Genomic DNA, 12676 nt, shown 5'->3' with positions numbered 1-12676 from the left:
CGAATCACCCGGCGCCTCATCCAAAACGGTCATGTAGTGACCTTACGAAGCCCACCCAAGAAAGCGAGCCGTCGACTCCGTACAGTCTCCGGCCCGTTTTCCTGGTACCCCTGAACAGAACCTCGACGGCATGCAGGCCTTCCGACTGCTCAGAGGGCGTCCGGCTTGTAGGGGTCACACAAAGCCGTCAGCTGAGAGCCAGCTCACATCGATGAGTCGCACATGACACGCCTGGGGTAATCCGGAGGGTCGTACGGCGGCCGGTGCACAGGACTTCGACGCTGTCATCGGCCCGCACCAGCGCGCGTACCGGGTGGTTCCAGGTGATCTCGAACGGCTCACCCGTTCGGGGCGGCTCGCTCACGCAGAGGGTAGCGGTGCGGCCGTGGAGGCGTACGAGGACGCTCGCGGCGGCGGAGGCGGTCAGCGGGCCCGCCGTGCCCGGCCCCCAGAAGTTGGCGGCCGTGAAGCCCAGGGAGGGGACCCGCACGGCCTGGCAGGTGCTGTCGTTGGCGAGGAGCGACAGCCAGTGGCGGTCGGCGGCGCGGGAGGCCACGGCTCGGCGGGAGGCGCCGGGCATGAGGACGTAGACATACGTGGCGTCGGTCGGGTCCGTGCCGTGGTCGAGCCAGAGGGTCTGCCAGCGGCGGGTGGCCGGCTGGGCCGTACTGGTGGTGTTGATGTCGGCCCAGGCGCCGGTGCGGTCCTCGCGGAGGGTGTGCGGGTCGCCACCGGGGAGCAGCCAGCCGCCGTGGCCTTCCAGGTGGGCCCAGCCCCTCCCCCGTACGAATTCCTGTGTCCCGCCCTCCCCCAGGTTGCGGTTGTCGACGACGGTCTCGACCGGGACGCCGTCGGTGCAGGTGATGCCCGCGCCGAGGCAGATCACCGCGTCCGTGACGCAGAACCACGACTTGCGGGCCTGCAGCGTCGAGCCGAGGCCCTTGAGGTGCTGGCCGACGGCCGCGTACTCGCCGTCCGTCGTGCCGCCGACCCAGCGCACGTCCGGCTTGGGCGCGCCCCACTCGCCGCCCGCCTTGTCGGCCAGCGGAACGGTGGAGACGGTGGTGCCGGGGAGGCGGTACCAGTCGACGGTCGGCCAGAACCAGTCCGTGTACTGGTCGGACCGGCCGGCGGGCCACCAGTAGAGCATTCCGGCGCCCGTGTGCCAGCCTCGCGGGTTCTCGCCGTTGCCGCACTCGTAGTACGTGATGCGGTCGCTGCACATCGCGATGCTCGCCGTGAAGCCGGAGCCGCGGTGGACGGCGCGGTCCATGGCCGCGAAGAGGCGGTGGCCGACGGGTTCCGGGGCGGCCGGGACCGGCGAGTCGGCGACGGCGTGCAGCCGGGCCAGGTCTGCGACGCCGAACTGAGGTGCCGTCAGTACCGGTGTCACCGTGTCCCGTTCGATCCAGCCCTTGATGTACGAGTACCAGCGCTCGCGTTCCGCCGTGCTCGCCCCGCCGGCCAGCAGGGCGACGGCCGCGATGATGCCCTGCCCGTGGAAGTGGTCGCTGCGCATGACGTGGCGTTCGTCGCTCTTGAGGTAACCCCGGCTGATGGCACGGCCGTTGACGCCGTCCATCACCAACCCGTCGTGGATCAGGGGCGCGTAGGCGTGCTCGACGCTGTCGAGGACGAGCTGCCGGTTGGGGTCGGTCACCTCCCACGCGGATCCCGCGAGGAGCGTGAAGAGGCGGCCGAGGCCGTCGAGCATGACTTGTCCGTACGTCCCCGAGTAGGCGACCCAGGTGTGCTGGACGAACGAGCCGTCCGCGTACAGCCCGTCCCCCTTCGTGACGTACGGGAAGACCGGGGAGAGGGCGTCGCGGGCGAGCGCGAGCCTGGTGTCCGCGCGGCCCAGGATGCCGCGCAGGGCCACGGAGCGGCACAGGTCGACGCGGTTGGCGCCGGTGGAGGTGCCGGAGTAGTCGGTGAGCATCGTGTCGGGGATGAAGTGGTCGACGGCGGCGCAGGCCGCTTCCCGCTGGGCGTCGGTGAGGTCGTCGTACAGGACGGCCGTGATGTCCATCAGCAGGCGGGGGCTGCCGATCTGCCATTCCCACCAGTTGCCGTAGCGGGTCGTGGAGGGGTTGTAGATCGTGGCGGAGAGGTGGTCGAGGCCGCGCAGGACGTCCGCGAGGAGGGCAGGGTCGCCGGTCGAGCCGGTGCCCTGCTGGACGTAGGCCTGGGTCATCGTCCACAGGCGGCCGTAGCTCTGGGTGATGCCGGAGGGCGGGTCGTAGGGGTAGCCGGGCCAGAGGGAGGTGGGGGTGGGGGCCATGGTGGCCCGGGCGGCGCGGGCGAGTTCTCCGGTTTCGGCGAGGCGGGAGGCGTACGGCTGCGCGGTGGGGTCGTAGCCGGTGCCGAGGGCGAGGTCGAGCCAGCGGCGGCGGAGGGCCTCGTAGGGGTCGGGGGCGGCGGCGCGGGCGGAGGGTGCGGCCGCGGCCAGGAGTGCCGCCGCGAGTAGGACGGCCCTACGGGTCGGTCTCATGGAGCCCCTGCGGTGTGGGTTCATGCCATGGGCATCTACCACCTCAGCGTAACCACGCCAACACTTTGCGGATGATGTTGAAACTTGAATGGAATAGGTCTACGGTCGGTTCTGTTGAGTAGTTCAACGTTCAACATACTCACCCCAAGGAGCACGTCATGGCGAACCCCGACCTGACCGCACTGACCGGCGACTACGCGATCGACACGGCCCACTCCACGATCGGCTTCACCGTCCGCCACGCCATGGTCACCAACGTCAAGGGGAAGTTCCTCGACTTCAGCGGGTCACTGCACCTGGACGGCGGCGCCCCGTCGACGTCGACGGCCTCCATCGACGTCAAGATGGAGAGCATCGACACCGGGTCCGCCGACCGCGACGGTCACCTGAAGAGCGCGGACTTCTTCAAGATCGACGAGTTCCCGACCATGACCTTCCGCTCCACCTCGGCCGAGGCCCTCGGCGGCGACGACTACCGCATCACCGGCGATCTGACGATTCTCGGCACCACCAAGCCGCTCACCATCGACCTCGAGTTCAACGGCGCCGCGAAGGACCCCTTCGGCAACGAGCGCGTCGGCTTCGAGGGCAAGGCGGAGATCCTGCGTTCCGAGTGGGGTCTGACGTGGAACGCGGCGCTGGAGACGGGTGGTGTGCTGGTCTCCGACAAGATCAAGCTGAACTTCGACATCTCGGCGATCAAGAACGCCTGATTCCGCACGACTGCGCCTTCACGGCATCTGCACCCGAGTGCGCCCGTCCCCCTGTATCAGGAGGGCGGGCGCTCGGTCATGCCCATGGAACGTCAGACCCAGGGGGACCCATGACCAGGAAGTCAGGACCACAGCACTATCCGGGAGCCGACCGTACCCACTGGTACCAGAACCGCTGGCCCGGCGACGCCATGGAGGTCAACGTCGTCGTCCTGCACACCACCGAGGGCCGCACGCTGCCCGACTACAACGGCGGCCGGATGGCGCCGAACCTGACGGCGGTGCCGGACCTCACGGCCCAGAAGCTCACCTGGTACCAGCACTTCGACATCGACGTCTCCTCGCGCGCCCTGGTGAACCTTCCGGGCGGCGTCGAGACGAACACTCTGAACGTCTGCCAGGCCGAACTGGTCGGCACCTGCGACCCCGTCACCCACGGGAAGTGGACGGATGCCGGGAGGGCGCACCTCTACTGGCCCCAGGCCCCGGAGTGGGCCCTGCGCGAGCTCGCCCGGTTCCTGGCCTGGATGCACCAGGAGCACGATGTGCCGCTGAGCGGGCCGGAGCTGTGGCCGCCGTACCCGAAGTCGTTCGGGAGCCGGGCCGGGCAGCGGATGAGCGGGCACGAGTGGAACGCGTTCAACGGGGTGTGCGGTCACACGCACGTGCCCGAGAACGACCATGGGGATCCCGGGGCGATCGACTTCGACGGGCTGATCAGGTTCGCGAAGGCTGCACTGGACGTTTGAGCCGCGCCAAACGCTCCGCGGGGTGTGCCGCGATGGGTCGTCTGTCGTCTGCGGCCCGCTTTCCGAAACGGACTGAGCGGGCTCAACTCGTGCAGGAGCGGCGGAGGTCGAGGTCGAGCTGGGCGTACTGGGCGGGAGTGGGCACGACGCTCAGGTGCCGGTCGCCGCGCGAGGTGCGCACCGTCAGGTACAGCAGGGGCGTGCCGTGCGGCGGGCGGGGCAGCCAGCAGTTGCAGACGGCGGCGCGGACGTGCAGGGTGCGTGCCTGGCCGGGGGCCAGAGGGCTGCCGGGCAGGGGGACGTAGAGGATGAGGTTCTCGTATCCCTCCCGGGTGCCCTCGACCGAGACGAGTGAGGTGGCGGCGGCGCGCAGCGTGATGCCGAAGTACGGGTTGTACGCCTTCGGCACGCTCACGTGCGTGATGCGGACACTGATGCCCGCGGCCGGGACGGGTGCGGGAGAGGCCGGACGGGGACTGAGGAAGTACCCGGCCAGCGAGGTGAGGACGACCAGGCAGGCCGAGGCGGCGACGGCTGCCCGGGCGCGGCGCGACAGGGCCCGCCAGAGCTCGCGGAACAGGGGCCGGTCCGCGTCGAGGATTTCGATGACGCCCTGACCGTCCCCCTCGGACGGCGTCAGCATGGCGAGAGCCTAGGAGCCCCCCGCGGGCCGAGGGATATCGGCCAATCAACCCTTTTTCCAGCATTACTTGGACGTACGCCTGCGCGGCACCGGCAGCAGCCACCACGCCGACGCCACCGACAGCACCACGCCGACGGCGATGCCCTCCAGCCGGGTCGGCAGCAGATGCTGGGCGTCCTGGCCGAAGTAGCCGAGGAGGAGGGAGAGGGCGCAGGTCATCCCGGCCGCCCAGTAGGCGTAGTTGAGGGGCCGCAGCCACAGCGCGACCGCGAGGACGGCGAACATCAGCGCCACGGAGGCATGGCCGGTGACGCCGGCCGCCGCCACGCCCGCCGCCAGCAGCGTGCCGACGCAGGCCCCGGCGAGGCGCTCGACTCCCTTGCGCAGCACGTCGCTCCGGCCGCGGTTGCCGCTCGCGGCGACGTAGGCGGTGAGGACCGCCCAGGGCCAGTGGTCGTCGAAGAGCAGGCGGCCGAGGGCGAAGGCGGCGGCGATACCGGCCGCCATCTGCAGCGCCATGCGCGTGCTCGGACGGGGGTGGAGGCGGGAGCGGCGCGGCGGCTGCTCGGGAGCCGGTTCCGCACGCCATGGGCCGAACCGGTCCCCCAAGCCCTGCACCAGCCAGACCGAGCAGCATGCCAGCGCCCCGATCAGCGCCGACCAGAACCAGGTCACCAGCCCGCTCTGCGCCTCGGGCGGCAGGGCGGGGCCGGGGACGACCAGGAGGGCGACGAGCGGGAGGGTCATCAGGGTGCCGGCCTTCGTCGCGGCCGGGCCGTAGCGGCGGATCCAGATGGCCAGCGAGATGCCGGCGGTGAAGACGGCGGCGCCGATCGCGTAATGGGCGGCGATCAGGCGGCCGAGGAAGATCGAGGCGCCGGCCGTCGCGGGCAGCAGCACGAGCGCGGTGAGCCGACGGCGGGTGTCGGCGGTGCGCTGGGTCGAGGCCAGGGTGAGCGTCAGGGCGACCGCGAGGACGAGCACGTCGGTGTGCAGCCCGGCGGCGCCCTCCAGCACGAGGGCGGCGGCCCAGCAGAGCAGCATGGCGGTCATCGTCAGCACCGCTTCGTACGCGTTGCGTATTAATTTTGCGGTCACTCGCTCGATAATACGGGCATTGACGGCGTCAGGATAGTAAGCATTCACGTACGATCTCTGTCATGGACCACCTCCCCGAAGCCGCCCGCATCCGCCGTGGCGTCATGCGTCTCAACCGTCGGCTGCGGCAGGAGCGCGGCGACGGGAGTCTCAGCGCCAACCAGCTGTTGGTGCTCGGGCATCTGCACCGGCACGGTTCGGCCACGCCCGGCGAGGTAGCGGCGGCCGAGCGGCAGCGGCCGCAGTCGCTGACCCGGGTCTTCGCGGAGCTGGAGGAGGACGGACTGATCGCGCGGGAGCCGGGCACCGTCGACCGGCGGCAGTCCGTGCTGTCGCTGACCGGGCAGGGGCGGCGGGCGCTGGAGCGGGACATGGCCGACCGGGACGCCTGGCTGTCCGGCGCGCTGGCGTCGCTGAGCCCGACGGAGCGGGGGGTGCTGGAGCTGGCGGCGGCGCTGATGGAGCGGCTGGCAGACGCGGGGGACGCGGAGGACTGACGCCTCAGAAACCTCCGCCGAAGTCCCCGCCGCCCCCGAAGTCGCCGCCTCCCCCGCCGTCGCCGAACCCGCCCCCGAAGTCACCCGGGTCGAAGTCCGCGCCCGAGGTGTCCCCGCCGTCGTATCCGCCGCCGAAGTCGCCGTACCCGGTGCCGTAGTCGGCCGCGTACGACGGGGTCGCCATCATGCTGCCCAGCAGTGTGCCGACGAGCAGGCCGGGCAGCAGGCCGCCGCCGAAGTAGCCGCCCGCCCAGGGGCCGTAGGCCGGGCCCGCGTCCCAGTACGGGCGGCGGCCCTGGTCGGTGTCGACCTCGCGGATGACGGGGTCGCGGCCGTCGGCGAGGCGGGTGGCGTCGGCCGCGCAGACGGGAACCTCGCGCGGGGCGCCGCCCGGGGGCGTCCAGGTGGCGTCGGCGACGGAGGGGCCGTGGCGCGGGTCGAAGAAGCAGGGCGGCCGGCGTTCGGGCAGGGGGTGGCCCTCGCGGCGGGCGGCGAGCAGGGTCAGCGAGAAGCGGCCGTCCTCCAGGGCTTGGGTGACGGCGCGCACGTCCTCGGGTCTGCGGGCCTCGGCCATGGACGACTTCGCCTGCTCGTAGGCGTCCAGCGCGCGTTCGTAGTCGGCGCGCATGGCGTCGTCGGCGCCCGCCTCCGCCGGGTGGAAGTCGAGGCGGTCCAGCTCCTCGCCGAAGGCCGTGATGTCCTCGTCGACCACGACCCGCAGCCGGTCCAGCGCGGCCCGCTGCTCCTCGGCCCTGCGGCGCCGGTTGCGTCGTACCAGCGTGTAGGCGCCCGCGCCGCCCGCCACCAGCACCGCGCCCGCCACGATCAGTGCGGTGTACGACACCCCGCCGCCACCGGAGGAAGAGCCCCAGCTCGACGGGGCCGAGCCGCCCATGTTGGCGAGGGCGCTGTTCGTGAAGTCGTCCAGCTGGGTCTTGGCGTTCTTGTCGCCCTGGACGCTGGTGACGAGGTTCTGTACGGCGGTGCGCGGCAGGACGGAGGAGTCGGCCCTGGCGTCGAAGCGGTCGCCCAGGCGGATGGCGTACAGGCCCGTGATGCCGGTGGCGGTGCGGAGGTTCCGGAAGAGATCCGTCGTCGGGTAGCCGGCCGGGAGGACCGCGACGAAGAGCGGCTTGTCGGCGTCCTTGATCTTCCGGGCGAGGGCGTGCGCATCGGCGGACGACAGCTGGGCGCTCGCCGCCGGGTCGACGTAGACCGGGCTCTTGCGCAGGGCCTGGGCGATCGTCGAGACGCTGGTGTCCGCCGAGGCCGGCGCGGGGGCCACCGCCAGTACGGTCAGGGCGGCGAGCACCAGGGCCAGGAGCAGCCCTGGGAGGCTTCGGGTCCGTACGCCGGGCTTCATAGTTCGAAGCTACCCGAAGCCTCCCAAAACTGGTCATCCATCCAGGTGGTGCTTGCCTCAGGCGGCCTTGTAGGCCGCGATCAGCTTCTCCACCGCCGCGCGGTACCGCCCGGTGAGCGAGAGGTGATCGGCCTCGGCGAAGGGCTTCGCGACCGCCGCAGTGATGCCGGCGCCCGCCTTCTGCTGGACGATCAGCCGGGCCTTGGTGACGAGCTCGCGGCCGGCCTCGTCCGCTCCCGCCTTCTCGGCGACGGCGGCGGCCACCGCGAGCGCCTTCAGGGTCACCGCGCCGCCCTCCGGCACCTTGGTCAGGGTCGTCAGACCCCAGCCGTACGGGAACTGCGGGTCGTACGCCGTGTCACCGACGTTGATCGGCAGCTGGGCCTCGGACTTGGGCCAGGTGACCGGGAGTCGGCCGGTGAAGGGGCGTTTGCCGTAGAGGACGTCGGCCACTCCGTCGCCCTCGGTACCCGGCAGCCAGGAGGCGACCAGGCCGTCGATCCCGCCGAGCCGGTCGCCGATCAGCTGGGGGCGCCCGGAGACGATCAGCACCGCGCACTTCATGGCCGCGCACACCTTGTCGACGGCGGCCTTGTCGGCGGCGGAGAGCTGCAGGTCGTGCCCGTTGCCGACGTCGCCGACGCCCTCGGCGTACGGGGTCTCGCCGACGACGACCACGCCGACGTCATAGCCGCTCGTGGGAGCGGAGGCGTCCTTGGAGTAGGTGACGTCTCCGTCCTTCCGCATCCCGTCGAGGATCGTCGTGCCCTGGGTGTGGGTGCCGGATGCGCCCTGCCAGGTGACGGTCCAGCCACCGGTCTGGTTGCCGAGGTCGTCGGCGTTGGACCCGGCGACGTAGACCTTCTGGTTCTTCTTCAGAGGCAGGACGCCGCCGGAGTTCTTCAGCAGGACCTGCGACTCGGCTGCCGCCTGCCTTGCGACGGCCCTGTGCGCGGCGGAGCCGATCTGCGAGGCGCCGCTCGTGTCGGCGTACGGCTTCTCGAAGAGCCCGAGCCGGAACTTCTGGGTGAGGATGCGCGACACGGCGTCGTCGATCCGCTGCTCGCTGACGCGGCCGGCCTTCACCTGGTCGACGAGCGTCGTACGGAAGTCCTTGTAGCTGTACGGCACCATCATCATGTCGACGCCGGCGTTGACGGCCGTGCCGACATGGGCCGGGTAGTCGCCGGGGAGCTGGTTGATGGCGTCCCAGTCGCTGATCACGAAGCCGTCGAAGCCCATACGGCCCTTGAGCACGCCGTTGATCATGTCGGCGCGGGCGTGCATCTTCACCGGGCCCTGTCCGTCGCCGAGGATGTCGAGCGAGGAGTACGAGGGCATGACCGTGCCGATGCCCCGGTCGACCGCGGTCCGGTACGGCGCCAGGTGGATCGCCTCCAGCTGCTGCCGGGTGACCTTGGTGACGCCCTGGTCGATGGTGTAGGTGCCGGTGGTGGAGGAGCCGTACTCGGTGCCGCCGTCGCCGACGAAGTGCTTGGCGGTGGCGAGAACCTTGTCGTTGTCCTTCAAGTCCCGTCCGTCCGCCCGGCCTTGGAGGCCCTGGATGATCGTCTCCATGGACTCGACGAGCGCCGGATCCTCGCCGAAGGACTCGTAGGAGCGGCCCCAGCGCTCGTCGCGGGAGACGCAGAGGCAGGGGGCGAAGTCCCAGGGGACACCGGTGGCGCGGACTTCCGATGCGGTCACCGCGCCTGCCCTCTGGGCCAGTTGGGGATCCCTGGTCGCTCCGAAGCCGATGTTGTGCGGCATGATCGTGGCGCCGACCAGGTTGTTGTGGCCGTGCACCGCGTCGACGCCGTAGATCAGCGGTATCTGGAACCGCGTTGCCTGCGCCCGGAGCTGGTAGCCGTCGATCATCTTCGCCCAGGCCTCGGGCGTGTTGGGCGTGGGTGTGGAGCCGCCGCCGGACAGGAGTGAGCCGAGGCCGTAGGCGGCGATGTCTGCGCCGGTCCCCACGGCTCCGCGCTCGGCCTGGGTCATCTGGCCGGCCTTCTCCTCCAAGGACATGCGGGAGACGAGGTCGGCGACGCGCTTCTTCACCGGCAACTTGCCGTCGAGGTAAGGCAGTCCGTTGGCGTCGACGACGACCTGCGGGGGTTCGGCCGGGGGCTTGGCACCGGTGACCGTGAACTTGAGCGGGATCGTCTCGGCGGACTCGGCGGACCTGTCGCGCAGGGTCGGCACGTGGATCGTCTGCGTGGCGCCGGAGGCCGTACCCGCGGGGAAGGTGAGGGTTCCGGTGACCGGCGTGTAGTCCTTGCCGGGGTCCGCGGAGCCGCCGGTGGTCTCGTACGTGACGGTCACCGGGTCGTCGATGGGGGCGGAGCCGGTGGTGGCCACGGTGACCTTGACGGCGGCGGTCCCGCCTTCCTTGACCGGGTAGACGGCGGCGTCGGTCGTGACGTTCGCGCGCAGGGATTGGTCGGCCTTGCCGTACAACTCGACGTCATCCATGGCGAATTGGCCCTTGACGCCGACGGGGAGGGTGATGGCGTACCCCCACATCTGCGTCAGCCCGAGGACGTGGTCGATGCCGCCGACGGGCTGGTAGTCGGTGCGGTAGGCGAAGTCGGTGAAGGGGATCTCGATCTGCTTCCAGCCGGTGAAGTCGTCGGTGAAGGAGGTCGTCCACAGCTCGGAGGCCTCGCCGTTCGTGCCGCCGTCCTTGATCTCGAAGGCGATCTTCCTGCCGTTGTCCTGGCCGTCCCACCAGAAGCGGACGCCCTTGTGCGCGGACCAGTCGTGGGCGGGTGCGTCCGCGGCGAAGTCGTGGGTGAAGCCGCCGTAGCCGCTGATGTCGTAGGTGCCGGCGAGGACCTTCGCCCCCTCGGGCGCGTCGGACCGGTCGGCGAACCGAAGTTGGGGCGGGTCGTCGCTGTCGCTGCCCCACGTGAAGATGCCGTCGGCGGGCTGGGCGGCGAAGGGCACCTCGCCCTCGAAGCGGTCCACGGGGACGGGGGCCGGGTCGTCGGCTGCCCGGGCCGAGGACAGTGGCAGCGCGGCGGCGAGGAGAGCCGCGGAGACGAGCAGCGCGGTTCTTCGCGAGACGAGCAGAGCGGTACTTGGCATAGACCATCCCTCGACTCTCGTGGTTCACTCATGACTTAGATCACGCCGTGAGTTAACTAACGGCTCACACACCCGTCAAGACGTCACGTCAGACATTCCGGGAGGGCGACACAGCATGAGGAGAACCACCCGCACGGTTCGGCTGCTGCTGGCCGGACTCCTCTCCACGGCCGGCATCACCGCGACCACGACCCCCGCACATGCCGCCGGTGAGCAGGTCACGGCCTGGCTCACCACCACCGACGACTCCGCCGGACGCCATGTGACGCGCGGCCTCCAGGCCCAGACACCGTTCGCCTTCCAGTCCGGCACCGGGGGTGGCGGCGAGAACATCACCGTCGACGAGAACACCCGGTACCAGACGTTCACCGGCGGCGGCGCGTCCTTCACGGACACCGCGGCCTGGCTGATGAACAGCAGCGGGGCGCTCTCGCAGGCGACCCGGGACGCGACCATGCGGAAGCTGTTCTCGCCGACGGACGGCATCGGGCTGTCGTTCCTGCGCAATCCGATGGGCGCCTCGGACCTGGCACGGTACGGGTACACGTACGACGACGTGCCGGCCGGCCAGACCGACCCGAACCTGAACAGCTTCTCCATCGCGCACGACCTCGCGGACGTCGTCCCGCTGACCAAGCAGGCGCTCCAGCTGAACCCCTCTCTGACTGTCATGGCCTCGCCATGGACGGCTCCGGCCTGGATGAAGGACAGCGGCGCGCTCAACGGCGGCTGGCTGAAGGCGGAGGACTACGGGGCGTACGCCTCGTACTTCGTCAAGTACCTTCAGGCGTACCGGGATCAGGGGGTTCCGGTGTCCTACGTGACCCCGCAGAACGAGCCGACCTGCTGCTCGGGGTATCCCTCGATGAGCTGGAACGCGAGCGGGCTGGCGTACTTCCTGAAGAGCGAGCTGCTGCCGAAGCTGCAGTCGGCCGGGCTGTCGACGAAGGTCCTGGCGCACGACTGGAACTGGGACGTCTACGACTCCTACGCGGCCCAGTCGGTCGACGACCCGGCGATCCGCAACCACCCCAACTTCGGCGGGATCGCCTGGCACGGCTATGGCGGCGACGTCACCAAGCAGACGTCCGTGCACAACCAGTACCCCTCGCTGGACGCCTTCGGCACCGAGCACTCGGGCGGCACCTGGATCGCCAACCAGCAGCGCGAGGACATGAACAACATCGTCGACTACACCCGCAACTGGGCGAAGTCGGTGACCAAGTGGTCGCTGGCCGTGGACCAGAACATGGGCCCGCACAACGGGGGTTGCGGCACCTGCACCGGTCTGATCACCGTGCACAACGGGGACGGGGCGAGCGGGACCGTCGACTACACGGTCGAGTACTACACGATGGGCCACCTGACGAAGTTCGTACGGCCGGGCGCCCAGCGCATCGCCTCCACGGCCTCCTCAGCCGTACCGAACGTGGCCTGGCGCAACCCCGACGGCTCGAAGGCGCTGATCGCCTACAACGACGCTTCGTCGGCGAAGACGGTGACCATCAACTGGGGCTCGCAGCACGCGACTTACTCCCTCCCCGGCAAGACGTCGGCGACGTTCACGTGGTCGGGGACGCAGTCGGGCGGGGGCGGGCAGTCGGGGGCCTTCGTCGGGTTGGCGGGCAAGTGCCTCGACGTGGCGGGCGGTTCGAGCGCCAACGGCGCGGCGGTGCAGCTCTACGACTGCAACGGCTCGGCGGCCCAGCAGTGGACCGTGCAGACGGACGGCACGGTGCGGGGGCTCGGCAAGTGCCTCGACGTGACGTCGGGTTCGGTGGCGGACGGGGCGAAGGTGCAGTTGTACGACTGCAATGCGACGGGTGCGCAGCAGTGGTCGTACAACTCCTCGACCGGTGACGTGGTGAACACGGCCGCGAACAAGTGCCTGGACGTCACGGACAACTCGTCGGCGAACGGGGCTCGGGCACAGATCTGGTCGTGCACGGGGGCCGGCAACCAGAAGTGGCACTTGCAGTAGGTGCGGCCGGGTTTCCTCGCCCCCGCCGCCCCTACCCGTCCCATCCCGGGG

The 12676-nt window shown here is 70.4% G+C and carries 9 protein-coding genes; 4 read left to right on the top strand and 5 right to left on the bottom strand.

What is annotated here, in order from left to right:
- Nucleotides 1-187 precede the first annotated feature (187 nt).
- Entirely contained in the window at nucleotides 188-2491 is a 2304-nt protein-coding gene (locus ACFY10_RS26385; protein WP_390667686.1) for a polysaccharide lyase 8 family protein, read from the bottom strand.
- A gap of 158 nt (nucleotides 2492-2649) precedes the next feature.
- Between ACFY10_RS26385 and ACFY10_RS26380 the strand changes: the two genes are divergently transcribed.
- The gene (locus ACFY10_RS26380) at nucleotides 2650-3204 is read left to right on the top strand and encodes a YceI family protein (protein WP_390667685.1); all 555 of its coding nucleotides are present in this window, start codon (nucleotides 2650-2652) and stop codon (nucleotides 3202-3204) included.
- Between the two features lie 110 nt (nucleotides 3205-3314).
- Nucleotides 3315-3953: a hypothetical protein gene (locus ACFY10_RS26375; protein ID WP_390667684.1), complete on the top strand. Its 639-nt coding sequence runs from the start codon at nucleotides 3315-3317 to the stop codon at nucleotides 3951-3953.
- 82 nt (nucleotides 3954-4035) lie between these two features.
- Here the strand turns inward: ACFY10_RS26375 and ACFY10_RS26370 are convergent, their stop codons facing one another.
- Together ACFY10_RS26370 and ACFY10_RS26365 are read right to left on the bottom strand one after the other, a co-directional pair.
- Complete coding sequence (locus ACFY10_RS26370) at nucleotides 4036-4596, bottom strand: hypothetical protein (protein WP_390667683.1); 561 nt, start codon at nucleotides 4594-4596, stop codon at nucleotides 4036-4038.
- Nucleotides 4597-4659: 63 nt separating this feature from the next.
- A complete protein-coding gene (locus ACFY10_RS26365) occupies nucleotides 4660-5694 on the bottom strand; it encodes an FUSC family protein (protein WP_390667682.1) in 1035 nt (344 codons plus the stop codon).
- Between the two features lie 62 nt (nucleotides 5695-5756).
- On the opposite strand from ACFY10_RS26365, the gene ACFY10_RS26360 reads away from it, so the two are divergent.
- Nucleotides 5757-6191, top strand: a complete 435-nt coding sequence (locus tag ACFY10_RS26360; protein ID WP_390667681.1) for a MarR family winged helix-turn-helix transcriptional regulator — start codon at nucleotides 5757-5759, stop codon at nucleotides 6189-6191.
- Nucleotides 6192-6195: 4 nt separating this feature from the next.
- Here ACFY10_RS26360 and ACFY10_RS26355 read toward each other — a convergent pair whose 3' ends face one another.
- Both ACFY10_RS26355 and ACFY10_RS26350 read right to left on the bottom strand, forming a co-directional pair.
- On the bottom strand, nucleotides 6196-7554 hold the full coding sequence (locus tag ACFY10_RS26355; RefSeq protein ID WP_390667680.1) for a hypothetical protein: 1359 nt from the start codon (nucleotides 7552-7554) through the stop codon (nucleotides 6196-6198).
- A 57-nt stretch (nucleotides 7555-7611) separates the two neighbouring features.
- Nucleotides 7612-10644: a glycoside hydrolase family 3 N-terminal domain-containing protein gene (locus ACFY10_RS26350; RefSeq protein WP_390667679.1), complete on the bottom strand. Its 3033-nt coding sequence runs from the start codon at nucleotides 10642-10644 to the stop codon at nucleotides 7612-7614.
- 115 nt (nucleotides 10645-10759) lie between these two features.
- Here ACFY10_RS26350 and ACFY10_RS26345 point away from each other — a divergent pair, with 115 nt between their 5' ends.
- Nucleotides 10760-12625 carry a ricin-type beta-trefoil lectin domain protein gene (locus tag ACFY10_RS26345; protein ID WP_390667678.1) on the top strand — a complete coding sequence of 622 codons (1866 nt, stop codon included), beginning with the start codon at nucleotides 10760-10762 and terminating at the stop codon, nucleotides 12623-12625.
- Nucleotides 12626-12676: the final 51 nt, after the last annotated feature.

It is taken from the genome of Streptomyces sp. NPDC001401 (assembly GCF_042895385.1).
Taxonomy (GTDB): domain Bacteria; phylum Actinomycetota; class Actinomycetes; order Streptomycetales; family Streptomycetaceae; genus Streptomyces.
This window is presented reverse-complemented; position numbering and strand designations above follow the sequence as displayed.

Coding starts and splice junctions, on each gene's coding strand:
- ACFY10_RS26385 (WP_390667686.1), bottom strand. CDS start 2,491: ATGAGACCGACCCGTAGGGCCGTCCTACTCGCGGCGGCACTCCTGGCC.
- ACFY10_RS26380 (WP_390667685.1), top strand. CDS start 2,650: ATGGCGAACCCCGACCTGACCGCACTGACCGGCGACTACGCGATCGAC.
- ACFY10_RS26375 (WP_390667684.1), top strand. CDS start 3,315: ATGACCAGGAAGTCAGGACCACAGCACTATCCGGGAGCCGACCGTACC.
- ACFY10_RS26370 (WP_390667683.1), bottom strand. CDS start 4,596: ATGCTGACGCCGTCCGAGGGGGACGGTCAGGGCGTCATCGAAATCCTC.
- ACFY10_RS26360 (WP_390667681.1), top strand. CDS start 5,757: ATGGACCACCTCCCCGAAGCCGCCCGCATCCGCCGTGGCGTCATGCGT.
- ACFY10_RS26355 (WP_390667680.1), bottom strand. CDS start 7,554: ATGAAGCCCGGCGTACGGACCCGAAGCCTCCCAGGGCTGCTCCTGGCC.
- ACFY10_RS26350 (WP_390667679.1), bottom strand. CDS start 10,644: ATGCCAAGTACCGCTCTGCTCGTCTCGCGAAGAACCGCGCTGCTCGTC.
- ACFY10_RS26345 (WP_390667678.1), top strand. CDS start 10,760: ATGAGGAGAACCACCCGCACGGTTCGGCTGCTGCTGGCCGGACTCCTC.